Source organism: Vibrio chagasii, from assembly GCF_024347355.1.
Lineage (GTDB): Bacteria > Pseudomonadota > Gammaproteobacteria > Enterobacterales > Vibrionaceae > Vibrio > Vibrio chagasii.
Map to the genome: position 1 here is coordinate 2,112,589 of NZ_AP025465.1, position 25,916 is coordinate 2,138,504.

The following is a 25,916-nucleotide window of genomic DNA, read 5'->3' on the forward strand; positions in this document are numbered from 1 at the left end:
TGCTTAGATGTAAAAAAACCTGCTCAATGAGCAGGTTTTTTAGTATTCAGAGCTTTAAGACAATAAAGCTTTAAGCTTAAGAAGTCATGTAATTACTGACGTGTTCTTGGCTTAGCTGGTTTAGCCGGACGACCATTGTTCATCTTTGGCTTGCTTTTGTTAGCCTGAGGCTTGCCTTTTGCTGCTGGTGCACTGCGACCTGAATCAGGTGTTGTAGTACCACGAGTAGCTGGCTTCTTACGTTTAGCTTGGTTGCTACGGCCTTTTGGCGCATTTGCGCGCTCTTCGTGACGCTTAACAGCGCGACGAATTTTCTGGCTACGAGAACGCTCACGCTTGCGAGAAGTGTTTGAAGGATCAAGGTCCAACAGTGTCTCTTTCTCTGGCTTAAGTTCTACAAGCTCACGCAGGTAGTTTACTTCTTGAAGATCTAGCTCTTTCCAACCGCCACGAGGCAGTTTCTTGTCAAGGTAGATATCACCGTAACGTACACGCTTCAAGCGGCTTACTGTTGTTTCTTGTGATTCCCAAAGACGACGAACCTCACGGTTACGACCTTCGTTAATCGCTACGTAGAAAGTATGGTTCATACCTTCACCACCAGCGTAAACCACATCTTCGAAACGAGCCATGCCGTCTTCTAGTTCAACACCGCGCACAAGGTTCTTAACCTTCTGTTCAGTAACTTCACCAAATACACGTACTAGGTACTCACGCTCAACCTGACGGCTTGGGTGCATTAGACGGTTTGCAAGTTCACCATCGGTAGTGAAAAGCAAAAGACCAGACGTGTTCGCATCAAGACGACCAACCGAAATCCAACGAGAACCACGGATCTTAGGTAGACGATCGAAAACTGTGCGGCGACCTTCAGGATCATGACGAGTACATAGCTCACCTTCAGGTTTGTAGTAAGCAAGTACACGACAAACCACTTCTTCAGACGCTTTACCTGAAACAGTATGGCCATCGATACGGATCACTGAGTTCTCGTCTTCAAGACGCTCGCCCAGTTTCGCAACTTGCCCGTTAACACTTACACGGCCAGATTTGATTAAACCTTCTAGTTCACGACGAGAACCGTGACCAGCTCGCGCTAAAACCTTCTGTAATTTTTCGCTCATTTACTCTTTTCTACCTAATTGTCGTCTTCACAGACGTCGAATGAATTTTTCGCGACCAAATCGCGGTCGCGTATTATCGCAAATTACCTGCCAAAAAGCACTTGTTATTTACTTATGGCAGGCGCTCTGTATCGTTACAGGCTGTTAACCAATAATGCGATTATTCAAACGGCGCTGGATCACCGGCACCACGGCGCAGAATGACAGCATCATCGTCGCTGAAGTCAATCACTGTGGTCGGTTGTTCACCTAAGTAGCCACCATTCAAAATAACATCAACAGCGTGTTCTAGGCTGTCGCGAATTTCTTCTGGATCCGACTCTGTTGTCTCATTACCCGGTAAGATAAGAGACGTAGACATCAATGGCTCACCCATCGCTTCTAACAGGTCTAGAGCGATCTTGTTGTCTGGTACACGAATACCAATGGTTTTACGTTTCGCGTTCATCAAACGCTTTGGCACTTCTTTGGTCGCTTTAAAAATAAACGTATAAGCACCTGGCGTATGGGCCTTAAGCAGACGAAAAGCAACGTTATCTACGCGTGCATACAGTGACAGTTCAGACAAGTCACGGCATAACAGAGTGAAGTTATGCTTATCGTCGATACGACGAATCTTACAAATACGTTCTAGTGCTTGTTTGTTCTCAAGCTGACAACCCAGCGCATAGCCTGAGTCTGTTGGATAAACCACAACACCGCCATTACGAACAATCGCAACCGCTTGATTGATTAAACGTGCTTGTGGGTTATCTGGGTGTACATAAAAAAACTGGCTCATTATTGATCCTCGTTATCGAATCTCTCGACTCTATCATCAGAAGGAGCTGCTTCACTTAGATACTGACATCGCTATCAGATGGTGAAACCGTTTGAAACTCCCAATCTTTCCATACTTCTTCGACCCCAGAAGGTAGCCAGAGATTGCGTCCAAGTTCCATCCAAGGAGATGGATAATGGAAGTCACTGCCTTGGGAGGCTAATAGTTTGTATTGTATAGCATAATCCGCAAGAGTGCGTCTTTCTTGTTGTGCTTGTTGAGGTTGTGCCACTTCCATCGCGTCGCCTTTTGCCTCAACAAATGCAGTCAGTAGGCGCTTAACCCACTTAGCAGTAAAACCATATCGGCCTGGGTGCGCTAATACCGCTTGCCCACCAGCGGCGTGAATGGCCGTGACAGCATCACTCATTGAGCACCAAGTTGGTGGCACGTAACCCGGGTTATTGCGAGTAAGAAACTTTTTGAACACTTGCTGCATGGTTTTCGCATAACCGTTATCGACTAGCCACTTAGCAAAATGGGCGCGAGTGATCGGTGCATCGCCAGCAATCAACTTAACCTCTTCTAATACCCCTTCGCGTGTTGCTTTCTCAAGGCGCTGGGCAATCAGTTCGGCACGGCCAATACGGTGCTGCTTCTGTTGTTCAATAAGAGCTTTCAGCTCTGGTGACTCAGGGTCGACGTTTAAACCAACAATATGAATATCTTTGTTTTGCCATACTGTTGAGATTTCGATGCCATTTATCAGCTGAATAGGAAGATTGTTATCCGCAATATAGTTACGCGCTTCAGCAAGCCCATCCGTCGTATCATGATCTGTAATCGCTAACGCTTCGATGTTAAAGCTTAGCGCTCGGTCAATTAGCTCAGGTGGAGTAAGTCGGCCATCTGAGGCTGTTGTATGACTATGTAGATCAATTCTCATATATTCTTTTTCGTTGTTTTCAATTTTTATCGTTATATTTGTGTCAACACACTTGACCCGCAAGCGGAAAACTAGTTAACTAGTACACAAATACGAAGTATCACATTTGATAGGTTCACCATGTTACAAGAATTTAACCAAGACCATAAAGATAAAGTTTTAGAACTTTCTTCAGTAGAAGCAAGTTCAGAGCTTAATTGGTGGCGCACTTGGACAAGTTCTTGGTGGGCTAACGTATACTTCTAATTAAACAGTTTGTTTATAAAAAAGTTATCACTAAGCCCGCTTCCATAGCGGGCTTTTTAATTTGTCGAACATCTCACATTCAACTGACTAACAAATCATCGAATTGACCATATTCTAGATTGGGTGAAAGGTATCTTTATGCGACTATGTACGGCAGGAAATTTAAAGAATCATAAAGGAGGTCTTGTGAACAAGGCCATTGAAATCAAAAAGCTGGGAACCATTGAGGTCATCAATTCTTCAGTTCCTTACTCGCAAGATCCAACCAGTGTTTTCCATACCTTGTGTGAAAACAAAACGGACAGTTTGCTGTTGGAATCTGCTGAGATTGAATCTAAACAGAACCTGACAAGCCTACTCCTTATCGACTCTGCTGTTCGCATTGTATGCCGCGAACATGAAGTAACCTTTCAAGCCCTGACTGAAAACGGTCAAGCGCTTATCGAACACCTAACTCAAAACGTGAAAGCAGAGATTAAATCTGATTTGACGGATAACTTACTGACGCTGACTTTTGTTGAGTCGAGCAACGAATTAGACGAAGACTCACGCTTAAGAGAAGCTTCTTCTTTCGATGCACTACGTTTGGTTCAGCACAGCTTTGAGCAAGACGCTGATAATAAGCACGCGTTATTCATGGCTGGCCTATTCGCTTACGACATCGTGGCGAACTTTGAACCGCTAGGCGATGCTGAAGCAACCAACAACTGCCCTGACTTTGTATTCTACGTGGCTGAAACCCTGCTTCGTTTCGACCACCAAGAGAACCAAGGCCTGCTTCATGCAAGCTTGTTCACTAACGATGAAAGCATCAAAGCACAACTAACTGAGCGTTTAGCCGACATTCAAACGCAATGTCAGTCACTGAAAGCAATCACAGAAGTGACACCACTAGACAACGTGGAAGCGGTACCAAACGTTTCTGATGAAGATTTCTGTCAAATGGTTCGTGACCTAAAAGAATACGTAGTAAAAGGCGATGTGTTCCAAGTCGTACCATCACGCCGCTTCACGCTGCCTTGCCCCGCTCCACTGGCAGCTTACAAAGAACTAAAACAAAGTAACCCAAGCCCTTACATGTTCTACATGCAAGATGAGCTATTTACGCTGTTTGGTGCCTCTCCAGAAAGCGCGCTGAAATACGAAACTGAAACCAACCAAATTGAGATCTACCCAATTGCGGGTACTCGTCGTCGCGGTAAGCGTCCTGATGGTCAAATCGATTTCGACCTAGACAGCCGTATCGAGCTTGAACTGCGCACCGACAAGAAAGAAAACGCTGAACACATGATGCTTGTCGACCTAGCTCGTAACGACGTAGCGCGCATTGCCGAAGCTGGCACTCGCCACGTGGCAGACCTGCTAAAAGTAGACCGCTACAGCCATGTCATGCACTTGGTTTCTCGTGTTGTTGGTCAGCTACGTGAAGATTTAGATGCCCTACACGCTTACCAAGCTTGTATGAATATGGGCACCCTAACAGGCGCGCCAAAAATCCGTGCAATGCAGCTTATCCGTGATGTAGAAAAAACGCGTCGTGGTAGCTATGGCGGTGCGGTAGGTTACCTAACAGGTGAAGGCACGTTAGATACCTGTATCGTAATTCGTTCTGCTTACGTTGAAGATGGTGTGGCACAAGTGCAAGCTGGCGCAGGTGTGGTATTCGATTCAGACCCACAAGCAGAAGCAGATGAAACTCGCGGCAAAGCGCAAGCGGTCATCTCAGCGATTCAAGCTGCTCACACTAAAAACATCTCTAACAAGAAGGAGTCGTAATCATGGCTGATATTGTATTCATCGATAACTTCGACTCGTTCACTTACAACCTTGTAGACCAGTTCCGCTCATTGGGTCACAACGTAAAAATATACCGTAACAACATCTCTGCAAAGGTAGTGGAAGCGGCAATCAACGAACTAGACAACCCTGTTGCTCTACTTTCACCAGGTCCTGGCGCTCCAGCAGACGCGGGCAGCATGCCTGAGTTAATTCAGCTGCTAAAAGGCAAGGTGCCAATGATTGGTATCTGCTTAGGTCACCAAGCGATCGTTGAAGCTTATGGAGGCACCGTTGCAGGCGCAGGCGAAATCATTCATGGTAAGGTGTCGATGATGGAGCACCAAAATCATGCGACTTACCAAGGTTTACCTTCTCCACTGGCTATTGCTCGCTACCACTCTCTGGTTGCTACCCATGTATCAGATAGCCTAACGGTAACCGCTGAAGTCGATGGTTTGGTCATGTCTGTGGTTCAAGAACAAGACAAAGTATGTGGATTCCAATTCCACCCAGAATCAATTATGACAACCTACGGTGCAACGCTTCTAGCGAACGCTATCGAATGGGCTCTTGAGAAGAACGACACTCTTGATAAAAAGGCTAACTAGGAAACGATCATGGAACAGATTAATAAACTTTACGAACAGCAGTCTCTTACTCAAGAAGAAAGCCAACAGTTATTCGACGTTATCATCAAGGGTGAACTAGACCCAATCCTGATGGCTTCTGCACTGACTGCACTGAAAATCAAAGGCGAGACGCCAGAAGAAATCGCCGGTGCGGCGAAAGCACTGCTTGCTAATGCAAACCCGTTTCCACGCCCAGATTACGATTTTGCAGATATCGTAGGTACAGGCGGCGACGGTCACAACACCATTAATATTTCGACAACTTCAGCATTTGTTGCCGCGGCATGTGGTTTAAAAGTTGCGAAACACGGTAACCGCAGTGTATCGAGCAAATCAGGCTCTTCTGACCTACTGGATTCGTTTGGCATCAACCTAGCGATGACGGCGGAAGACACGCGTACGGCTGTCGATGAGCTTGGCGTAGCATTCCTATTTGCTCCGCAATACCACGGTGGCGTGCGTCACGCGATGCCAGTTCGTCAAACGATGAAAACACGTACTATCTTCAACATACTTGGCCCACTAATTAACCCTGCTCGCCCTAACATCGAGCTAATGGGTGTTTACAGCAAAGAGCTTGTACGCCCTATCGCAGAAACCATGCTGCAAATGGGCATGAAGCGCGCGGCGGTTGTTCACGGTAGCGGACTTGATGAAGTCGCCATTCACGGCGAAACGATCGTTGCGGAGATCAAAGATGGAGCAATTCACGAGTACACAGTGACACCGGCAGACTTTGGTTTGAACACTCACCCGCTTGAAGCAATCAAGGGCGGCGAGCCAGAAGAAAACAAAGCTATCACAACAGATATCCTGACGGGTAAAGGCACTGAAGCCCAAGTTGGCGCAGTAGCCGTGAACGTTGCTCTATTGATGCGCCTATTTGGTCACGAAGACCTAAAAGCCAACGCACAACAGGCCATTGACGCGATGAACTCTGGCAAAGCCTACGAGCTTGTACAAAAGCTTGCTGCTCACGCCTAACGAACGACGAATTGAGACAAAGAACATGACACAGACTACCGATAAACTGTCGACCCACGTTTCAGTTAAAGAAGCTGAAATGGCGGAAGTATTAGCAAAAATCGTTCGTGATAAATACCAATGGGTTGAAGCGCGTAAACAAGCTCAGCCACTGGAAGGGTTTAAAGCAGCGTTAACCGCAGCAGACCGCAGTTTTTATGATGCACTGAGCGGCGAACAGACGGTTTTCATTACTGAATGTAAAAAGGCATCACCGTCAAAAGGTTTGATCCGTGACGAGTTCGACCTGGACTACATTGCATCGGTTTACAACAACCACGCTAACGCAATTTCAGTGCTGACCGACGAAAAATACTTCCAAGGTGACTTTGAGTTTTTACCTAAGGTTCGCAGCATCGCTAAGCAGCCAACCCTGTGTAAAGACTTCATGGTGGATACCTACCAAGTTTACTTAGCTCGTCACTACTCGGCTGATGCTATCTTGTTAATGCTATCGGTATTGGATGACGAAGAGTACCAAGCTCTTGCTGAGGTTGCTCACTCACTCAACATGGGTGTCCTTACTGAAGTCAGCAACGAAGAAGAGTTGCATCGCGCAGTCGCTCTGAACGCTAAGGTGATCGGCATTAACAACCGTAACCTGCGTGACCTGTCGACGGATTTGAATCGTACAAAAGAACTAGCCCCACTACTGCGTGAACTAGCACCTAATGCAGTCGTAATTTCCGAGTCTGGTATCTACACACACCAACAAGTACGTGACCTTTCAACATTTGCAGATGGCTTCCTAATTGGCAGCTCTCTTATGGCAGAAAAGAACCTCGAACTGGCCGTTCGCAAAGTAACGCTTGGCGAAAACAAGGTATGTGGTTTAACCCACTCCGATGATGCAGCAAAAGCGTACCAAGCTGGCGCGGTATTCGGTGGTCTGATTTTCGTTGAAGCGTCTAAACGTCATGTGGATATTGAAGCGGCTCGTTTGACGATGAGCGGCGCACCTTTGAACTACGTCGGTGTGTTCCAAAATCATAGTGTTGCGGACGTAGCTCACACAGTTTCAGAGCTCGGTTTGTTTGCTGTACAACTGCACGGCGATGAGTCTCAAGCGTACGTTGATGAACTTAAACAGTCACTGCCTGAAAGCGTTGAGATTTGGAAAGCTTACGGTGTGGCTTGCGACGCTGAGAGCGCGTTACCAGAATTACTGGAAAGCAACGTGACTCGTCACCTGCTAGATACCAAAGTGGGTTCTCAAACTGGCGGTACCGGTCAAGCGTTCGATTGGAGCCTGATCAACAACCAAAGCGCAATCATGTTGGCCGGTGGTCTAAACCCAGAAAATGCTAACCAAGCGGCTAAGTTGGGCTGCTTAGGGTTAGACCTAAATTCAGGTGTTGAATCTGCTCCAGGTAAAAAAGACGCAGACAAACTGCAACGCGCTTTTGCAGAGATTCGTAATTACTAGTCAGGCTTTTAAAAGCAATAATCAGCACTAGAGCTAGAAAGCGGAAATTAAAACACATTTGTGAGCTTTGCCTTGCGAGGCTCAAACAAGACTAAAAGACTTGGTGTGAAGACACGCCAATAGAATTGAAGGAATAAGATAATGGCTAAACTCGATGCCTACTTCGGTGAATACGGTGGTCAATACGTACCGCAGATCCTAGTGCCAGCACTAGACCAACTTGAACAAGCATTTATCGATGCACAAGCCGATCCTGAGTTCCGCAGTGAATTCATGACGCTTCTTCAAGAGTACGCGGGTCGTCCAACGGCACTAACGCTAACTCGCAACCTAACTAAAGGTACAAAGACCAAACTTTACCTAAAACGTGAAGACCTACTTCACGGTGGTGCACACAAAACCAACCAGGTACTTGGTCAGGCTCTACTTGCTAAGCGTATGGGCAAAAATGAAATCATCGCTGAAACAGGTGCGGGTCAACACGGTGTTGCGACGGCTCTCGCTTGTGCTCTATTGGGTCTTAAGTGTCGCGTTTACATGGGTGCTAAAGACGTTGAACGTCAAAGCCCGAACGTGTTCCGTATGAAGCTAATGGGCGCAGAGGTTATCCCTGTTCATTCTGGTTCTTCTACGCTAAAAGATGCATGTAACGAAGCACTTCGTGACTGGTCTGCAACTTATGAAGATGCACACTACTTACTAGGTACGGCTGCGGGTCCTCACCCATTCCCAACCATCGTTCGTGACTTCCAACGCATGATTGGTGAAGAAACCAAGAACCAAATTCTAGCTCGTGAAGGTCGCCTTCCTGATGCTGTTATCGCTTGTGTTGGCGGCGGTTCAAACGCTATCGGCATGTTTGCTGATTTCATCGAAGAAGAAACGGTTCGCCTAATCGGTGTTGAGCCAGCGGGTAAAGGTATTGATACCGACCAACACGGCGCGCCGCTTAAGCACGGTAAAACAGGTATCTTCTTTGGTATGAAAGCACCATTGATGCAAGATGAGAACGGCCAAGTAGAAGAGTCTTACTCTGTATCTGCGGGTCTAGACTTCCCATCAGTTGGCCCTCAACACGCTCACCTGAACGCAATTGGCCGTGCTGAATACGAAAACGTAACCGATGATGAAGCGCTAGAAGCGTTCCAATCTATCGCACGTAACGAAGGTATCCTCGCAGCGCTAGAGTCATCTCATGCTTTAGCTCATGCAATCAAAATGGCTCACGACGAACCAGAAAAAGAACAACTATTAGTCGTTAACTTGTCTGGCCGTGGTGACAAAGACATTTTCTCTGTACACGACATCCTTAAAGAGAAAGGAGCACTATAATGGATCGCTATCAATCACTATTCACTCGCTTAGCTGAAAAGAATCAGGGTGCATTTGTACCATTCGTAACGGTTGGCGATCCTAACCCTGAACAGTCTCTTAAGATCATGGAAACTTTGGTTGAAGCAGGTGCTGATGCGCTTGAACTTGGTATCCCATTCTCTGATCCACTGGCTGATGGCCCAACAATCCAAGGTGCGAACATTCGTGCGTTAGATTCTAAAGTGACGCCAAACGTATGTTTTGACCTAATTGCGAAAATCCGCGCAAAATACCCAGAGCTACCGATTGGTCTACTGATGTACGCGAACTTGGTTTACGCACGTGGCATCGAGAGCTTCTATGAGCGTTGTGCCAACGCTGGTATCGACTCAGTATTGATCGCAGACGTACCGACAAACGAAAGTAACGAGTTTGTCGCTGCAGCGAAGAAGTTTGGCGTTCACCCAATCTTCATTGCACCACCAACAGCAAGCGACGAAACACTTAAATCAGTGTCAGAACTTGGTGGCGGCTACACTTACCTACTTTCTCGTGCTGGCGTAACGGGTGCAGAAACAAAAGCAAACATGCCAGTAACCGCACTGCTTGATCGTTTGAACAAGTTCGACGCGCCACCAGCACTGCTTGGTTTCGGCATCTCGGCTCCTGAGCAGGTAAAAGAAGCGATTCAAGCTGGCGCTGCAGGTGCTATCTCTGGCTCAGCGGTTGTAAAAATCATTGAGAACAACGTTGAACAGCCAGAAGCAATGCTTAAAGCATTGGCAGAGTTCGTTGCACCGATGAAAGCGGCAACACAGAAGTAATGGTTAGCATTCGCTAAACACCAATTTAGATTCTAAAAGGCACCACAGATGTGGCTGTCTCTTGATCACAAGTCTGGTTAATCAAGAGACTTGGCGAGTTCATACCCTTCAAGGATGGTTTGTAACCTAAGCCATCCTTGCCATAACGTCTTTATAGAAGCGCGACCTGTTCGCTTGGTATTCTTCCAACCACCTAACCGAGCAATACCGTTGTAAGCCCATGATATATTAGGCGCTTCTTTCGGTAGTTTTTTGCTCTCCAACTTGAGCCACATTAACTTCCACGCTTTGCCTTTTAATATCTGCTCACAACTGCTCTTAGATAACTCGTCTGATTCATTCATAAACCTCAACTGGAGTAACCGAGTCGCGATAAAAGCCAAAACGACGCTGAGCCTTTCTAAGTTATCCTTACTTTGCATTCTCAGTTGCTCAACTTCAGTCCCTTCACTTTTCCAGACTTTATGAAAATCTTCTATCAGCCAGCGCCGCTCATAATAACTGACGATTTTGAGTGCCTCTTCCTTGCTCGTTATCGGCTCTGAAGTCAGTAAGTGCCATGCGAGCTTATTACCACTCTCTCCTTGTTCTATACATCCCACGTAGTAAAGCGGAATGTTATCGAACTCTTTCTTGTTAGCAGGAGACTTGAGTGTCACGGGGGCATATTTGATATCTAAATGAGCCTTGCGAGCTTTACGACCGCCTTTTTGCGGTATTTCGAGCACTTTCTCTCCGGCTGATAACAGGGTAGAAGCATAGCTATAAAGACGATTATCGTGCTCTTCAATACAGCGGCTTTGCATTGAGCGAACGAGGAACCTTTGTTGTTGCTCTCGCTTGTAAGTGAGGTATTCAAATAGGTCGGCTTCTCTATCGCACACAGAAATGACATCCGAAATTTTATCGCCAAGTCGCTCAGCGACATGGCGAGAGGCTTGTTCCCACTTATAACTTTCTTTCTCTTTGTATGGTCGAGTCGCATGCTGGTGCCTTTGACCTCGCTTTTCTATATCACGAGTCCAGCGCTGTTGTTCAATTAAACCAATAACAGATTGAGTGTCGGGAGCAAAAAGTAAGGTTGAGTGTACAAACATGGCGCGATGTCGATTGCCTTGATTAGAGTGCCCGAGTTCATCTCGAATGCTGCGATGGGAGTAACTGAGAGAAGTGGTGTCTTCTAAGGCAAGAAGTGTTTGTTGCTCTAATGCTTCTTGTGCGGTGACATAAAAACCCGCTTCTGCGATATCTTCTGCTTTGATTTGCTCATTACGGATGAAGCGATAAGCCCCTTCCATTTCAGCAGGGGATATAATGAGTTTCGAGACGGGTACGCCAGGCTGCTCGGCCAGTGAGGCTGCGAGAGCAACGAGTCTTTGAGTGCGTCTAGGGTCATTAAGGTGGGCTTGACCGAACTGTTTTTGTGCCCAAAGGGTTGGCTCTATATAGGTCATGATAATCATCCTTGTCATTACTTAGATGATCAGATCATGAAACCTAAAAATAGTTCAAAAAAAATCCCCAAGCGTGGCTTAGGGATTTGTGTATAAGAGACAGCCACAGATGTGGTGCCTTTTTTATTTCTGCTAGAAAAACTCGCTAATCTTCCGACTTCATCGCTTTCTTAATCGCAGCCTCATTGAGTGTCGCTTTGATTGGGTCAGTGATTTTATCCACCAAATCGACAGGCATCGGGAATACGATGGTTGTGGTGCGTTCATTCGCGACCTCGGTTAATGTCTGCATATAACGTAACTGAATGGCGTTGGGCGCTTTGTTCAGTACTTCTGCGGCTTCTCTTAGCTTAGTGGATGCCTCTAACTCACCCGTCGCATGTATCACCTTAGCTCGACGAGAACGTTCCGCCTCTGCTTGTTTCGCAAGCGCTCGCACCATACTGTCATCAAGATCAACATGCTTGATCTCGACATTAGCAATCTTAATCCCCCAGTTATCGGTATGTTGATCCAGTATCGATTGCAAGTCTCTGTTGAGCTCTTCACGCTCAGACAACAGCTCATCTAGCTCATGCTGACCTAAAACAGACCGCAACGTGGTTTGTGATAGCTGGCTAGTGGCTTCAAGATAGTTCTCCACGTTGTTGATTGCCATCTTAGGATCAAGTACTCGGAAATAAACCACAGCGTTAACCTTCACTGATACGTTATCTCTGGTGATCAAATCTTGTGTCGGAACATCCAATACAATGGTTCGTAGATCGACTCGCACCATTTGTTGAATGAAAGGAATGATGATAATTAATCCTGGCCCTTTCACGTCATAAAAGCGCCCGAGGAAGAAGACCACTGCACGCTCGTACTCGCGTAGTACTCTGAACATACTGGCGATCAGCAAGACAACCAGCACGATCACAATACCTATAGTGTGTATAAACATAACCGCCCCCTAATGGTAACGATGACTCAACAATGAATAAGTTCTTCGAGTTAACCCTCTCATCAAGCACTAACCTGTTTTCGATGATGTCTCATCAGAAAGAGCTTCAACATCTAAAGAAAGTCCTGTTAGCTTGGTGACTCTGATACTCTGCCCGGCTTGCAGCTCACTAGTGCATTGAGCTTGCCAAATTTCGCCAGCAACAAGCACTCTACCCGCGCCGGGAAAACCGCTGACCACCTTACCGGTCTCACCGACCACCGCTTCCATCCCAGTGGTCACAGGCTTGCTTCTTACTCGAGCTAACATAGAGAGTGTTACGACGATAAAGGCAACGGAGAACAAACTTATCCCGATAATTAGCGGTAATGCGATTTGGTAGCCTGGTACTTCAGTGTCCATCAACATGATGGAACCGAGTGAAAACGCAGCAACGCCCCCCAAGCCGAAAATACCAAAGCTCGGGCTAAACGCCTCTGCGACCATTAAGGCTATTCCCAATAGGATTAAGGCAAGGCCGGCGTAACTCACAGGCAGCATTTGTAACGAGTACATCGCCAACAACAGACAGATGCCGCCCAATACGCCAGGTAAGCCGACGCCAGGGTTATAGAACTCAAGCAGCAAACCGTAGATACCGATAAGCATGAGAATGTAGGCGACATTGGGATTAGTGATCACAGAAAGCAAACTAAAGCGCCAGTCTTGTTCTCTCTCGACAAAGGCCACGTCATTAAGTTCTATGTCCTGATTGATGCCATTAATCATGATGGTGCGGCCGTTACTCATTTCGACCAACTGTTGCAGGTCGCTAGCAATGAAATCAATAACATTAAGCTCAAGGGCATTATCGGAATCCAAACTCGCCGCTTCTCTTACGGCTTTTTCTGCCCACTCTTCATTTCGATTGTGTAGCTTCGCCAAACTGACAATGTAAGCTGCGGCATCATTGATCACCTTCTTCTCCATCGCGGTGGTCGCTTTTACCTGCTCTGAACTCTCTTCTTTGAGTGCACCCTGCTCATCGGCAGTGGCATTGTCGTCTTTATTGGTGTCATCTTGGGGAGATAACGGATTGGTTGGCGCTTTCCCTCCGCCAAGTGACACAGGAGTTGCAGCGCCCAAATTGGTTCCGGGAGCCATAGAAGCGATGTGGCTAGCAAGCAAAATGTAAGTCCCTGCACTTGCCGCACGTGAACCGGCAGGTCCAACCCAAGTCGCGACAGGAACAGGTGAAGTAGTAATGGCTCGGATGATGTCACGCATCGACGTATCTAACCCGCCGGGCGTGTTCATTTTTAATATGATGAGCTTGGCTTGCTCTTTGTGGGCTTGTTCAATCTCTCTTGTGAGGTAATCACTGGTTGCAGGGCCGATACCTCCATTCACCTCAATAACCCAGACATCATCGGCCTGAGCACACACAGAGCTGAACAACAGAAGAAATGCAAACAAGTACTTTAAGATAAAAGTCATGTCCCTCTCCTTACAACTGAGATGCTAGATAGACGTTTTATTTAAAGCGCAGAGGTAACATCTTGGTAATAAATAGATACCTTAAGCATAGTTCAGGCTAAATTTCATACAACACTTCCATTTAGAATCACGAAAAGCATAGCGAGCAAAAAAAACGCACAAATGAAAACCAAATGTTAATAATGCGACCTTAATACTCAAGGATAAAAACATTCACAAAACACGACACATGCTTACATTTATAAATCCAGCAAATATCATCACAAGAAAAAACAAAAGCAATCGTTTGCTTGAGTGCAAAAAAACACCAAATAACGGTAGACCTACAATTTTTGGCGCACTTTCATCTCAGCTCATATTGATAAATGTAAAGGATACGTGTAAAACTCTTCGCGAAATATTTATCCAATGGTACATCGTACATTGGTGAGTAGTTCTGGGAATTTTATATTTAGTAGCACAGAGGTTATGGAAGTGTTAAAAGAAAAGAGTTTACTAAGCAACATTGGCGTTCAAGTCGTTATTGCAATGTTCATCGGTACCCTAGTCGGTGCGATGATGGGTGACAGCGCAACAATGTTCGCTCCACTGGGTGCTATCTTCATCAACTTGATCAAGATGCTGGTTATCCCTCTAGTTGCGGTTGCCCTAATTTCAGGTGCAGCAGGCCTAGGTAATAGCTCGTCTGCTGGTAAAGTTGGTATCACCACCCTAGGTTACTTCGCACTAACGTCTGCACTTGCTGTAGCGCTAGCGCTTGTAATGGGTGAAGTATTCGAACCAGGTCGTGGTATCGATGTTTCTGGCGTAGAAGGCATGTTCTCTTCTGAGTACGCTGCGAAAGGCGAACTGCCAACGTTCTGGGCAACCATCACCGGCATGATCCCTACCAACGTTTTCCAATCATTGAACGAAGCAAACATTCTGCAAATCCTAGTTTTCTGCTTGTTCTTTGGTATTGCGCTTTCTAAGCAAGCGAACGAAAAACGTGATCCTATCATCAATGGCGTAAATGCGATTGTTGACGCGATGGTTTGGATGATCAACAAGGTAATGATCATCGCTCCACTTGGTGTATTTGGTCTAATGGCAGAAGCAGTAGGTACATTCGGTTTTGGCGCACTGATGGTTGTGTTCAAGCTGTTTGTTGTTTACATCGCCGCTATCCTGATCTTCGGCTTTGTTGCTTACCCGCTAATGATTCAAATCTTCACTAAGACTTCAGCTAAGAAGTTCCTAGTTGCAATGAAGAAGCCTCAAGCGGTTGCTCTTTCAACAGCATCTTCAATGGCTACCCTGCCTGTTACCATGGACACTGTAGAAAACGAGCTTGGTGTGCGCAACTCTACGGCTTCGTTCGTTCTACCTTTAGGTGCAACGATCAACATGTCTGGTAACGCGATCTACTACGGCCTAGTGGCTATCTTCTTCGCACAGCTGTTCAACATCGACCTATCTATGGGCGCTTACGTTGCTATCATCGTAACATCAACACTAGGCGCAGTTGGCCAAGCAGGTGTTCCTGGTCCTTCTTTCCTAGTTGTTGCTGTTCTTCTGGCGGCTGGTATCCCTATCGAAGGTCTACCTCTGTTGTTCGCTCTAGACCGTATCTTCGACATGATTCGTACAGCACTGAACATCACTGGTGATGCAGCATGTGCAGTTATCGTTGACTCTCTAATTGAAAACGAAGCGAAAGAAGCTGAGCTACAAAAGCAACAAGCATAATTTTCGATTACATCGGAAAACAAAAAGCCACTCTATGAGTGGCTTTTTTTACGTTTTAAGATAAGGTCATTGCTGAGCTAAATTCGTAGGCTTCAGTCCTTTTGATACCCTACATACAACTCAGTATGCGTAACTATTTTCTTTCTTAAACAAGCTCGCGATAACTTCTTGATAGTGCATCAAGTTAAATGTCGAACTCTCAGAATTGTATTTTTGCTGTCTTGTTTCTAAGTAAGGCTGAGATACCAGTGAACTTACTAGCATCTGATAATAATGAAAGTTGGATTCGTTACAGCCATCAACTAAATAAAGGAAGTTTTCAAGAGTTTTGTGATAGATGAAACCGAACTTAGATTCTTTTAACCTTTGCACATTGTCGTGATTAAAAGAGTTACCACCAAGGGTGAATAATAAAAATATGTTTGGCGCACTTTCCCAAAACTCAATAAGCTCTGAGATTAGCTGTTGTAGCTGTACCCCTTCCACTCTTTGATATTTTGAAAACTGTTCCTTAAATCGATTTGTATGCTCTTCAATGAGCTGGTCAAAAAGCTGTTCTTTATTATTGAAGTAATAAAGAATTAAAGCAGGACTTACCCCTGCAGATTTGGCAATAGAGCGAATTGATACTTTATTATAAGGCTGAGAAATAAATAACTTTTCTGCTGCACTTAATATTTCTTCTCTTTTTTCTTTTGGCATCAGATTGTATCCCACCCGCTTGTTTACATTTGCCACACATTTTATAACTCTAAGAAACAATCTCAATATGAAAAAACACACATTAAGTACACCGTTAGATAATCAAAACTTAGAAATCTAAATTTAATGTGTGTTTTAAATAATGTAATTAAAATCAAACTGAATAATTGCTCTAAGAAACAATAACATATAGCTAAGCAATATCATGTAAGGGTTAAGTAAGGCTAGCTATCTTAAATGTAAGGACGACAAGCTTAAACGTAAGCCAATGTAAGAGTGGCGCTCATATTGAGCGCCACATATAAAATTAAAGTTTTAAAATCACTTTAACTGAACTATCGACTAAAGATTCATCGATATAAGCAATCGTATTTGTCGAGCTAGCAACCATGTCTTTTGCTAGGCTCTCCTGACCAACAGCCTTAGGTGGTTGACCTTTACCCGTGAATACGCGTTTTGCCCAATATGCTTGCAACTGCGCTTCGGTTTTTTGAGTGATAGCTTGGTGAAATTCACCTTTCTTTGGGTGTCCGTCTTCCAAATCAACCGCTTCAATTTGTAGTGACTTCGCTTTTCCTAAGTACAACTTCTTAACCGTTGAAGCATCAAGCTCAGACATAGCAGGGTTGCCAACTACAACTAGGCCAGCGAATGCGTTCATGCTGCTAAGAAGAGCAGCGGCTACTAATGTTTTTTTCAACATGATTGATTCTCTTCCTTAAAATACCGCATCAACTTTTACAGTGTACAAAATGTTATCGTCGTTCTTATATTCCGACGCTACACCACCATTCGTTGAACCAAAGCCAGTTAGGTAACTAATATCACCTTTTAGCGCAATATTCGGTAGGAAGTCCCAACGAGCACCAATGCTGTATGTTGTGCGCTGTGTGTTTAGCTTATCAGCCAATGCTTTTGCTGAACCGTATGCGTATTTCGCAGACGCACTGGTTGGGTTTTGAAGTACATTTGCAAGCTGACGGTTTGCTTCTGCATTTCGCTCGTCATCGTCCTGCGTTTCCATGTGTGACACGGTAATGTAAGGCGTTACTTCATCTAGACGGTATGCTGCTGTTAGATATGCTGCATCCACATCGTAGTAGAACCCTTCAACGGTTGTGCGTGTCACTTCTGAAACCAGCATTAGGTTGCCGTTTTCGTATCGACCACCAACACCGTAAAACTTCGCTTTCTCGTCATCAAATGTTGAATTCAATACAAGCTTACTGTTTACATTCCAGTTAGTTGAAGAGCTGATCACAGACTGTGCGTAAACAGCACGTAGTGTCCAAGTATCATCAGTCCAGTTAACTACACCACCAGCAATGTCATCAAACTGTGTATCAGCATTGTAGCTATGCTTTGATGCCGACAGCTTCTGTGAACCGGCAAAGCCTTGGAATGAAAGAGTGCTGTCATCTAGCTCCACATCATAAATGAAGTCACCACCCGTTAGAGAAGTAAGCACTACTGAACCGTACACTTCATTAGGTACTCGTACACCAACTTGTGCGTAACCCACTTCTAGATAATCAGAGTACATGAACAGTGGTAAACGTAATTTACCACCACGAACCGTTAAGTTCGGCGTCACTTTGTGGCTTAAGAATGCCCACTCAATATCTGGAGACCAGTTCTCTTTTTTGTTACCACGAGCAACCATCTGAACAACGGCTGAAGTTGACTCATTAACTTCGAACTCACCTTGTAAACCAAACAAAGAACCTTCATCAAAACGTACTTTATTCTCCGACTTCATGAAGCCGTGGTTTTGATTACCCAGCTGCATGTTCAAAGACGCAAAACCATTGAAACTAAATTTATCAGCAATTGAGTTTTGCTCTTTCGCTTCAAGGATAGCGACCTTTTTCTCTAGCTCGGCCAATTTTTGCTCATCTGAAGCATGTGCAGCAAACGATGCCGCAAGCGCCACTGCTACAGGCAATAAGCGAAATGGGGAGTTAGTCATTATTGTTCTCCGTTATACTTTGAATTGTGATGTTGATTTACTCAGCTCTGTCACGATGCCACTCAACTGGTGGCTCAGAGCTTCTAGTTGATCGGTAGACTGAGACACTTGGTGAGAGCACTGTCTAAAATCATCCATATGGGTATGAATTTGTTTTGAAGCGCGAGCTTGGTGTTCAGTGGTACTCGCTATCTGGCGATTCAGCTCGGTAATTTCTTCAACCTGGCCGCTAATTTCTAATAGGTAATCACCAGCGTTTTGTGCATCTCCAACGGCTTGAGAGGAGCTTGCGAGGCCTTGGTCCATTGCACCTACCGCCGCATTCGAACCAGACTTAAGCTCACCGAGTAAGGCATTAATCTCGGTTGCTGATTGTTGAGTATTATTAGCGAGTACACGTACCTCATCAGAAACGACCGCGAAGCCGCGCCCATGCTCTCCAGCGCGAGCTGCTTCAATCGCCGCATTTAGGGCCAGCAGATTGGTTTGCTCGGCAACGCTTTGAATCGTGCTGAGGATTGAGCCCACATTGCTGGCATTTTGGTCGAGCTCTTTTAATTTTCCGGCGGTATCGCGAATATTGGTGGCAAGCTCTTCGATCTCTTGGCTTGTTTTCAAAACGACTTGGGTACCCGTTTGAGCACTGGCATTGGCCTTTTGAGCTTGTGAATCGGCATGTGATGCAAAGCCAACCACTTGTTCAATAAGAGCAATGATATTGTTAACTGCGTCAGTCACTTCTTCGATGTGGTCACGTTGGGTGCTGTTCAACGCTAAGGTTTGATTGGATTCACTGCGGATTTTGTCGCTCACAACCTCAAGCTCCTGCCCAATGCTCAACGTGCTTGCGATGATCCCTTGAAGCTTCTCAATAAACTGGTTAACGCTTTGTACAAGGGTTGCGATTTCGTCTTTGCCGGAATAATCGATGCGTACGGTTAAATCACCATCTCCCGTTGCGATCGCTTGCATTTTCTCAGTGACGAGCAGAATTGAACTGATAACAGATTTGAAAATCGCATAGCCCACTGCAAAGACAGACAAAACAAAGAAAACGCCAAGCCAGATTGACTGCTGAGCAGCATCGTTTGCGGCATTCTCTGAGTGCAATATGGTATTTACTACATTTTGACTCGCTGACGAGCGCAGCATTTCACTTGCCGCGAGTAACGAATCATATTCAGCAGTGAGCGTATTCGATCTTGCTGTAAGATTCGCGAAGGAGTCATTCAAGTTAATAAAATCTAGACTTAACGCGTACGCGGAGTCCGTGTACTTTTTTAGCGAGCTCGACACCTTGTTAAATGCTTGCGCCTGTGAAGGTAAAACATTGGCCCCTTTACTTGCTTCAACTTGAAGTTCAGAAGATATTTGGCGCGCATAATCGAGAGCCTGCTCATCTTCCATGATCACAGCGGCTTCGAACTGCTGTTGAACATTTGGCAACAGCGAGTGAATTTTAGTGGCGTGCTCTAATGCAGGGTAATAACTTATTTCTAACTGAGTTAGTCGTTGGCTATTATCGCGATGAATAAAAACATTGATGGTAATTATCGCCGCTAAACTGAGCGAGATAATAGATAAAAGAACGACAAATTGTACTTTTATATTGATATAACGAGACAGTAGCATAAGGTTCTATTGAATTAGCGCAAATTGATAATTATGTTACCGCCAGTTCACTTTTATCGGTGAACATATTCACTAAACAAATATCACTTTATGTTTAAATGGCTCCCCTATTACCCCTACGCCAGTAAATTGAACTCGGTTACTTTCTTTTCCCAGCTACTTTTCCACTCAGGCAGTTGATCAGCAGGCATCGGACGCGCAATAAAATACCCTTGAGCCAGTGTGTCTTTATTACTCATTGAACGTATATCTTTCCAAATTGATATATCTTCAATGCCCTCTGCGACAGTCGTTAAATCCAATAATTTAGCGAGGTAAAGTGAAGCTCTCACAATTGCTCGACTAGAGCGGCTTTGCTGGATGTTTTTAACGAAGTCGATATCCAGTTTCAATGCAGAAAATGGCAGATCCTCGAGTTGTTTCAATGAGGAGTAACCCGTTCCGAAATCGTCAATCGCGAGCGGAATACCACGCATACATATTCTTGTTGTAGACGCTAAAGCAAGCGCAACACTTTCAACTAGGTCGGACTCCGTTAACTCCAGCTTGATCTGCTCAACATCTAATCTACCGTTATCGATAAGCTTAAAGATATGATCGACAATTTCACCGTCGATCATATCTTTCGCTGTTAAGTTCAAAACAAACCTTCTGCTGCATAGGAAGCGTTGATCGTTAATCGCTTGCTCAAGTAACTGCTTCAAAACATTCAACATTAATCCTGAATCAATGAGGCGCGTCAAAAAGAAAAATGGACTGAGAACACCATAATGGGGATGTTGCCAGCGAATTAAAGATTCACTCTCCTTCCATTCTCCCGTGTGAATACAGACGATGGGTTGATAGTGCAAAACCATCTCATGGTTCTCGACAGCCTTTACGATGTCCTCATCAGTGATCACGATATCTCTATTTGAACTTGAAGCCGACTCTGGTTTTTTAGTATCCCTACTTACCAACTCTAGTAGCCGGGAACGATCAATCGGCTTTTCTAACACACCCAATAAATTGAGATTAAATGCCTTACACATTTTACTAGCGGCATCGAGCACGGTTTGGTTTTCAGCACTCGTTATGATGATATTGCCCTTGAAATTCAAATTAGCTAACCGTTTTAGCAATTCGATTCCATCTATCATTGGCATATTGAGGTCACACAATATTAGGTCGACCGAAGACTGTTCAATGTGGTCTAACGCCTTACACCCACACTCGAAAGAATGAACCTTACCGACACTCAAGCTGTTCAATACCATGGTCATGACATTCAACTGAAAGGGGTGGTCTTCGATTACAACAATATTTTGATCCATAGTGTTCCCTCAGCCTATTGAGCATACGTGGAGTAGAAGCTTTGTAACTTCTGCGTAAGTCGCTCCACTTCATGGAAATACTCTAAGTACCCACCTCTTTGGTTTGTAGAGGCATCTTCTAGCTGTTGCAGTTGGTCAGCCATCTCAGTACTGCCAACCATCTTCGCTGCACCTTTCATTTTATGGGCAACTTGTTTGATCTCATCTAGGCTCTCGCTCTCACATGCAGCGAGTAACAAAGGCAAGTCTGAGCAGTGACTCTGAATAAAATCCTTGATGATTTGATCGATAAGGTCCTGATCTCCAAATAACTCCATTAGGTTTTGAATATCAATAGGCGCAAGGCTAGGTTCAACGTTCGCATCGTTGGCTGCCAACTGGCTAACAACCGGTGTGCCTTTCATAAGATGCTTGTTGATCGTGTCACCAATCACTTTGAGCTTGGTAGGTTTAGACAAAAAGTCATCCATACCAATCTCAAAACATTTGTCGTTTTCACCCTTAACGGCGTTTGCTGTCAGTGCAATGATAGGCAATCGAGGTATATTCTGACTTTGCTCTTTCGAACGAATCTGTTTCGTCAACTCATAGCCATCCACCTCAGGCATATGACAGTCAGTGATAAGTAAGCCATAGTCCTGCTTATCGAGCGCCGACAGCGCTTCTCTACCGTTGTCCACCATATCGGCATGAAAACCTAACTGCTCTATCTGCTTAATAATGATCTGTTGGTTGATTGGGTGATCTTCCGCAATCAGTATCAGCCTATTATTTTCCATCGCAGATTCGCGTGATTCGGTGCTTAATCGTAAGTTGTTTTCTTCCTTTACCACTTCTTCGATAAAGGTTGGAATATTGCTTAAGCAGTGTCTTAGCTGTGAAGGCAATAATGGGTTTGCCGATAAATTCCAACCTAACTTACAAGGTGCAGGCGAAAGCATCCCATGCTCACTTAAACAGATAAAATTCACGCTCTCATCAGGACTATTAATCGTCTGGGCAAGCTCATGAGGGATGAACACAAAGCCAGCCTTAATGGTCTCTACCCAATGCGCTAACTCTTTCTTGGTTTGCACGCTCTTTGAAATCACCTTAATCCCCCAAGATGTCAGGTAGCTCTCCAACTCTTGGTGCTGCATGAAGGTTTTGGTGAGCAAAGCGACTTTACCTGTCATATCTTGATACTGGTTATCATCAAGTGATGTTAGAGGTACCGAGATAGTAAATGTTGAGCCTAAGTTCACCCTACTTGTCACGTTCAGCGTCCCGCCCATTTGCTCTATCAATTGCTTTGATATAGTCAATCCAAGACCCGAGCCACCATACTTTCTCGTGGTGCCTTCATCCGCCTGCACGAACGGTCTAAATAGATTTCGAATATGCTCTTCGCTAATGCCGATTCCGCTATCGAAAACTTCAAAACATACTTGTTGCTGGCTATCGTTTTGACTGACTAACTTCGTCGTTAAGCCAACTGTTCCATGCTCAGTAAATTTAATCGCATTACTCAACAGGTTGTTCAATACTTGGCCGAGACGGATGTCGTCCATCAGTACCGAATCTTTTAATTCAGGGTCTAGCCAGAACTTGAACTGCAACCCTTTGGCATGCGCCTGCCTTGCTTGCAGTTGAGTGACTCTAAGAGTCAAGGTATCCAGACTTTCAGGCTGGTAATCCAAAGTCAGCTTACCTGCCTCAATTTTTGAGAAATCAAGGATATCGTTAACGATGTGCAATAGGTTATTAGCGGACTGGCTTAGCGTTGTATGAATCTTTTGTACTTCATGCCCCACTTCATACTGCTCAGAAAGCTCTAACAAACTCACAATGCCACCAAGAGGCGTTCGGATCTCATGACTCATGTTAGCTAGAAATCTCGATTTCGCTTCGGTAGCAGCAATCGCACTCTGCCTTGCCTGAGTGAGCTCTTCTTGCTGCTGCTTTAGCTCGGTAATATCCGTCAGTACAGAGTCCCATTCGTAGTAATCACCACGATCGGATATTTTGCTTTGTAAGTTAAGCCAGCGATTCTGGTTCTCAATATTGACGCCAATATCCAGACTCAATTTTCCATCTTTGTTGCCACAACGTATTTTTCGAATCAGAGTACGGCGATCTTTTGCATTTAACGGCGCAAAGAAGCTCGTCGGAGATCGGCGTAGTTGAGATGGCGTGAGACCAAGAAGTTCTTCGATTCCATTACTGATAAACACGAACTCGATATCGTGTAAGCTTCGCTTAGGCTGGATATGTTGTATCACCGCACCGTGTAAATTGTTCGCGAGTTTTTGGACGCGGTCATCTGCACTTTTAGCGATTTTTTTCGCTTCATACAATTCAGTCAAATCATCGAGAATCGTTACTGAACCTTCGATACTTCCATTGGAAATGTACGGGCACTTCCAATATGCATAGTGCTTACTGCCAAATGGCGAGACCACCTCTTTTTCCAAACGAGGCAAAACATTCCCTTTGTGGATCATGGCGTCTTCGTCGGGATTATTAATGATTGCTTCTTCTATTAAGTCAAAATCCTTAAGCGCCCTTGCCACACTGTTGAAACTCACAAGTTGGTTATCTAGATCACGTACTACAATTGGAAACGGCATTGCGTTGAGTAGTGAACGCTCGAACTCGACTTGATGCTTCAACGCAGACTCAGCACGCTTGCGGTCCTCGACCTCACGGCTTAATTTCCAGCTCCATACCATGATCGCCATGATAAGAACGGATGCGACAGAAATAAGAATGGCAGCACCCAGAATCACATCTTTAGTGTCAACTCCAGATTCGTAAGAAACATCTAACCAATTCTTTTTAATTTGCTGGAATTTATGATGTGGAATCGCAAAAAGCGCTTTATTGATGATGTTTCCTAATATCTCTTGATCAGCTTCCACGCTGTAAGCGACAGGAACATCATTATCTTTTGACAACAGGCTAGTTACTCGCAAGTAGCCTGAATACTGTCCTTGGAGCAGTGGAGACGCGAGATATAAAGAGAGCATTGCAGAATCAACTTGCCCTTTATCAACCGCCTCTAATACTTGTTCAACCGAGTCATACTTTTTTATTGGGCAAGCTTCGCAATAACGCTTGGCCAATTGGGCGCCAACGCTATCGTCAGTAGTACCGATAATAGCGTTCTGAGAAAGCTCACCAAACACATCGACCTTGTTACTGTCGCTTTTACCAATCAGCGCCCACGGCTCAACCATAAAAGGTTTCGAGTAAAGGTGACGATCATCCACACCAGCAAAGGGAGTCGCTTTGGTATGGATCAGCGGTAGAGAAACCGTATGTAAATCGTTCCCTTCGATACCAAAGTCATTTTCAAAAATGAAGTTTAGCCCCGTAAGTCGAGAGATCTCATTCAAGATATCGATAGAGATACCATCAGGCTGCCCTTCGCTGTTCACGAATGAAATAGGTTTTGAATCTCGAATGTAGGACACATAAATATTGGGATTCAATGATAGGTATTGCTGCTCTTTTTCCGTCAATAACAACTTATTTTTGCTAACAACCAAAAGTAAACGTCTTTGTATTTCGTTTAACCATTTCTTATGGATATTAACGATTTGATTTGGCTTATCATGGTTAATTGAAGTATTGATGATGTTCAATAGCTTCCTATTCTCAGGAGTATCAAGTAAAGCAATAACGTAGTTATTCAGAGGCAAGCCATCATGCAAATTCACAGACAGTGATGCGTCATAGGGGCTATTCATCAGCTTACTGTGTAACAACACGCCATCATCCACAATTGCGAGCACTTTCTCACGCGCAACAGCGGCTATCGCATCCTGATATGATGAGTATGATTCAAATGAAGAAAACGGAAGTAAGGACTTCACAGACGATGCATTACTCGAGTTTTCAAAGTAAGCAAGCTTACGCCCTTTCATGAGCAAATGACTCTCAATAGGTTCACTGCTCAAACTGATCATTCGGCTCGACAAGATCGGTTTCGAGTAGATAACGCCACCACTTGAAACATTTTGCTCTGCCGTGATGATGGCGTCCACGTCACCCGTTTTTAGCATATTGTTGAGTTCAGACGGTGACTGGTAACCAACAAACTCCACACCATCGAGTCCATCTTTCACGTAGAAATCAACTAAGTCCGGCAATAAACCCGAAACCTCTCCTTGTTGTGATTGAGCATAAGGAGCAAAATCTGAGATTTGAATTCCCAGTTGAATTGATTCATCAGCTTGTGCTTTTTGTGATGCGAAAAACACCAATGTAATCAAAGAAAATAACTGAAAGAAAAAGATACGGTACATGATAAACCTGACGTTATAGCAGCAGCGTACTTTATAACGTCAAGTTCACAGCCATTCAGCAAGTAGCGTTAAACAAAATATGGATACTGTTTAATAAGCTAACCACACACCGAACCAGCAAGAGTTTTCGCATACCGATATAAAAACTCTCCGACCTTCATTAATTTCTCAAATTGAAACTCTCCAGCTGGCGCATGAATCAAATCTCGATAGTCTAATTATCAAGCCTAACACCCATAAAACAAACGCTTTTCGATATGGGAACGAATCAGTTTGACTCAACAACAGCACATTAATTCTCAAATTGAAGGAGAAAATTGCCCCTCAAAATAAAACTAT

General features: G+C 44.7%; 20 protein-coding genes and 1 other annotated feature. Of the genes, 8 read left to right on the forward strand and 12 right to left on the reverse strand.

The window, feature by feature from the left end:
* Positions 1 to 92: 92 nt before the first annotated feature.
* From rluB to rnm, 3 genes are all read right to left on the reverse strand, one after another.
* Positions 93 to 1,124 carry a 23S rRNA pseudouridine(2605) synthase RluB gene (gene rluB / locus OCV52_RS09700; RefSeq protein WP_004741256.1) on the reverse strand — a complete coding sequence of 344 codons (1,032 nt, stop codon included), beginning with the start codon at positions 1,122 to 1,124 and terminating at the stop codon, positions 93 to 95.
* A gap of 160 nt (positions 1,125 to 1,284) precedes the next feature.
* Positions 1,285 to 1,905: an L-threonylcarbamoyladenylate synthase gene (locus OCV52_RS09705; RefSeq protein ID WP_004741255.1), complete on the reverse strand. Its 621-nt coding sequence runs from the start codon at positions 1,903 to 1,905 to the stop codon at positions 1,285 to 1,287.
* A 55-nt stretch (positions 1,906 to 1,960) separates the two neighbouring features.
* Positions 1,961 to 2,830, reverse strand: a complete 870-nt coding sequence (gene rnm / locus OCV52_RS09710; protein ID WP_008224411.1) for an RNase RNM — start codon at positions 2,828 to 2,830, stop codon at positions 1,961 to 1,963.
* Positions 2,831 to 2,950: 120 nt separating this feature from the next.
* Here rnm and OCV52_RS09715 point away from each other — a divergent pair, with 120 nt between their 5' ends.
* From OCV52_RS09715 to trpA, 7 genes are all read left to right on the forward strand, one after another.
* Positions 2,951 to 3,076, forward strand: a complete 126-nt coding sequence (locus tag OCV52_RS09715) for a hypothetical protein (RefSeq protein WP_004741253.1) — start codon at positions 2,951 to 2,953, stop codon at positions 3,074 to 3,076.
* Positions 3,023 to 3,137, forward strand: a sequence feature (Trp leader region). Its footprint overlaps the gene before it by 54 nt.
* A 125-nt stretch (positions 3,138 to 3,262) precedes the next feature.
* Complete coding sequence (locus tag OCV52_RS09720) at positions 3,263 to 4,852, forward strand: anthranilate synthase component 1 (protein ID WP_137407456.1); 1,590 nt, start codon at positions 3,263 to 3,265, stop codon at positions 4,850 to 4,852.
* 2 nt (positions 4,853 to 4,854) lie between these two features.
* Entirely contained in the window at positions 4,855 to 5,463 is a 609-nt protein-coding gene (locus tag OCV52_RS09725; RefSeq protein WP_137407455.1) for an aminodeoxychorismate/anthranilate synthase component II, read from the forward strand.
* A gap of 9 nt (positions 5,464 to 5,472) precedes the next feature.
* Complete coding sequence (gene trpD, locus OCV52_RS09730) at positions 5,473 to 6,468, forward strand: anthranilate phosphoribosyltransferase (protein WP_137407454.1); 996 nt, start codon at positions 5,473 to 5,475, stop codon at positions 6,466 to 6,468.
* Positions 6,469 to 6,493: 25 nt separating this feature from the next.
* Positions 6,494 to 7,933, forward strand: a complete 1,440-nt coding sequence (trpCF, locus tag OCV52_RS09735) for a bifunctional indole-3-glycerol-phosphate synthase TrpC/phosphoribosylanthranilate isomerase TrpF (protein ID WP_137407453.1) — start codon at positions 6,494 to 6,496, stop codon at positions 7,931 to 7,933.
* A 141-nt stretch (positions 7,934 to 8,074) separates the two neighbouring features.
* Positions 8,075 to 9,265, forward strand: coding sequence for a tryptophan synthase subunit beta (gene trpB, locus OCV52_RS09740; protein ID WP_061032809.1), 1,191 nt, complete (start codon positions 8,075 to 8,077; stop codon positions 9,263 to 9,265).
* Positions 9,265 to 10,071: a tryptophan synthase subunit alpha gene (gene trpA / locus OCV52_RS09745; RefSeq protein WP_137407452.1), complete on the forward strand. Its 807-nt coding sequence runs from the start codon at positions 9,265 to 9,267 to the stop codon at positions 10,069 to 10,071. The genes trpB and trpA overlap by 1 nt, the downstream gene beginning before the upstream one ends.
* Positions 10,072 to 10,148: 77 nt before the next feature.
* Here the strand turns inward: trpA and OCV52_RS09750 are convergent, their stop codons facing one another.
* From OCV52_RS09750 to OCV52_RS09760, 3 genes are all read right to left on the reverse strand, one after another.
* Positions 10,149 to 11,525 (reverse strand): IS4 family transposase, encoded by a 1,377-nt coding sequence (locus tag OCV52_RS09750; RefSeq protein WP_261900842.1) that lies wholly within the window; start codon positions 11,523 to 11,525, stop codon positions 10,149 to 10,151.
* Positions 11,526 to 11,670: 145 nt separating this feature from the next.
* Positions 11,671 to 12,468, reverse strand: a complete 798-nt coding sequence (locus tag OCV52_RS09755) for a slipin family protein (protein ID WP_137408342.1) — start codon at positions 12,466 to 12,468, stop codon at positions 11,671 to 11,673.
* A 69-nt stretch (positions 12,469 to 12,537) separates the two neighbouring features.
* A complete protein-coding gene (locus OCV52_RS09760; RefSeq protein WP_137408343.1) occupies positions 12,538 to 13,944 on the reverse strand; it encodes an NfeD family protein in 1,407 nt (468 codons plus the stop codon).
* Between the two features lie 468 nt (positions 13,945 to 14,412).
* Between OCV52_RS09760 and OCV52_RS09765 the strand changes: the two genes are divergently transcribed.
* The gene (locus OCV52_RS09765) at positions 14,413 to 15,672 is read left to right on the forward strand and encodes a dicarboxylate/amino acid:cation symporter (RefSeq protein WP_137408344.1); all 1,260 of its coding nucleotides are present in this window, start codon (positions 14,413 to 14,415) and stop codon (positions 15,670 to 15,672) included.
* 120 nt (positions 15,673 to 15,792) lie between these two features.
* On the opposite strand, the gene OCV52_RS09770 is transcribed toward OCV52_RS09765, so the two are convergent.
* From OCV52_RS09770 to OCV52_RS09795, 6 genes are all read right to left on the reverse strand, one after another.
* The gene (locus tag OCV52_RS09770) at positions 15,793 to 16,374 is read right to left on the reverse strand and encodes a TetR/AcrR family transcriptional regulator (protein ID WP_137408345.1); all 582 of its coding nucleotides are present in this window, start codon (positions 16,372 to 16,374) and stop codon (positions 15,793 to 15,795) included.
* 307 nt (positions 16,375 to 16,681) lie between these two features.
* The gene (locus OCV52_RS09775) at positions 16,682 to 17,077 is read right to left on the reverse strand and encodes a hypothetical protein (RefSeq protein ID WP_004741242.1); all 396 of its coding nucleotides are present in this window, start codon (positions 17,075 to 17,077) and stop codon (positions 16,682 to 16,684) included.
* A 15-nt stretch (positions 17,078 to 17,092) separates the two neighbouring features.
* The gene (locus OCV52_RS09780; protein WP_137408346.1) at positions 17,093 to 18,343 is read right to left on the reverse strand and encodes a hypothetical protein; all 1,251 of its coding nucleotides are present in this window, start codon (positions 18,341 to 18,343) and stop codon (positions 17,093 to 17,095) included.
* 12 nt (positions 18,344 to 18,355) lie between these two features.
* Positions 18,356 to 19,975: a methyl-accepting chemotaxis protein gene (locus tag OCV52_RS09785; RefSeq protein WP_137408347.1), complete on the reverse strand. Its 1,620-nt coding sequence runs from the start codon at positions 19,973 to 19,975 to the stop codon at positions 18,356 to 18,358.
* A 116-nt stretch (positions 19,976 to 20,091) separates the two neighbouring features.
* Entirely contained in the window at positions 20,092 to 21,288 is a 1,197-nt protein-coding gene (locus OCV52_RS09790; RefSeq protein WP_137408348.1) for an EAL domain-containing response regulator, read from the reverse strand.
* Between the two features lie 14 nt (positions 21,289 to 21,302).
* On the reverse strand, positions 21,303 to 25,577 hold the full coding sequence (locus OCV52_RS09795) for an ATP-binding protein (protein ID WP_137408349.1): 4,275 nt from the start codon (positions 25,575 to 25,577) through the stop codon (positions 21,303 to 21,305).
* Between the last annotated feature and the right edge of the window lie 339 nt (positions 25,578 to 25,916).

Coding starts and splice junctions, on each gene's coding strand:
- rluB (WP_004741256.1), bottom strand. CDS start 1,124: ATGAGCGAAAAATTACAGAAGGTTTTAGCGCGAGCTGGTCACGGTTCT.
- OCV52_RS09705 (WP_004741255.1), bottom strand. CDS start 1,905: ATGAGCCAGTTTTTTTATGTACACCCAGATAACCCACAAGCACGTTTA.
- rnm (WP_008224411.1), bottom strand. CDS start 2,830: ATGAGAATTGATCTACATAGTCATACAACAGCCTCAGATGGCCGACTT.
- OCV52_RS09715 (WP_004741253.1), top strand. CDS start 2,951: ATGTTACAAGAATTTAACCAAGACCATAAAGATAAAGTTTTAGAACTT.
- OCV52_RS09725 (WP_137407455.1), top strand. CDS start 4,855: ATGGCTGATATTGTATTCATCGATAACTTCGACTCGTTCACTTACAAC.
- trpD (WP_137407454.1), top strand. CDS start 5,473: ATGGAACAGATTAATAAACTTTACGAACAGCAGTCTCTTACTCAAGAA.
- trpCF (WP_137407453.1), top strand. CDS start 6,494: ATGACACAGACTACCGATAAACTGTCGACCCACGTTTCAGTTAAAGAA.
- trpB (WP_061032809.1), top strand. CDS start 8,075: ATGGCTAAACTCGATGCCTACTTCGGTGAATACGGTGGTCAATACGTA.
- trpA (WP_137407452.1), top strand. CDS start 9,265: ATGGATCGCTATCAATCACTATTCACTCGCTTAGCTGAAAAGAATCAG.
- OCV52_RS09750 (WP_261900842.1), bottom strand. CDS start 11,525: ATGACCTATATAGAGCCAACCCTTTGGGCACAAAAACAGTTCGGTCAA.
- OCV52_RS09755 (WP_137408342.1), bottom strand. CDS start 12,468: ATGTTTATACACACTATAGGTATTGTGATCGTGCTGGTTGTCTTGCTG.
- OCV52_RS09760 (WP_137408343.1), bottom strand. CDS start 13,944: ATGACTTTTATCTTAAAGTACTTGTTTGCATTTCTTCTGTTGTTCAGC.
- OCV52_RS09765 (WP_137408344.1), top strand. CDS start 14,413: ATGGAAGTGTTAAAAGAAAAGAGTTTACTAAGCAACATTGGCGTTCAA.
- OCV52_RS09770 (WP_137408345.1), bottom strand. CDS start 16,374: ATGCCAAAAGAAAAAAGAGAAGAAATATTAAGTGCAGCAGAAAAGTTA.
- OCV52_RS09775 (WP_004741242.1), bottom strand. CDS start 17,077: ATGTTGAAAAAAACATTAGTAGCCGCTGCTCTTCTTAGCAGCATGAAC.
- OCV52_RS09780 (WP_137408346.1), bottom strand. CDS start 18,343: ATGACTAACTCCCCATTTCGCTTATTGCCTGTAGCAGTGGCGCTTGCG.
- OCV52_RS09785 (WP_137408347.1), bottom strand. CDS start 19,975: ATGCTACTGTCTCGTTATATCAATATAAAAGTACAATTTGTCGTTCTT.
- OCV52_RS09790 (WP_137408348.1), bottom strand. CDS start 21,288: ATGGATCAAAATATTGTTGTAATCGAAGACCACCCCTTTCAGTTGAAT.
- OCV52_RS09795 (WP_137408349.1), bottom strand. CDS start 25,577: ATGTACCGTATCTTTTTCTTTCAGTTATTTTCTTTGATTACATTGGTG.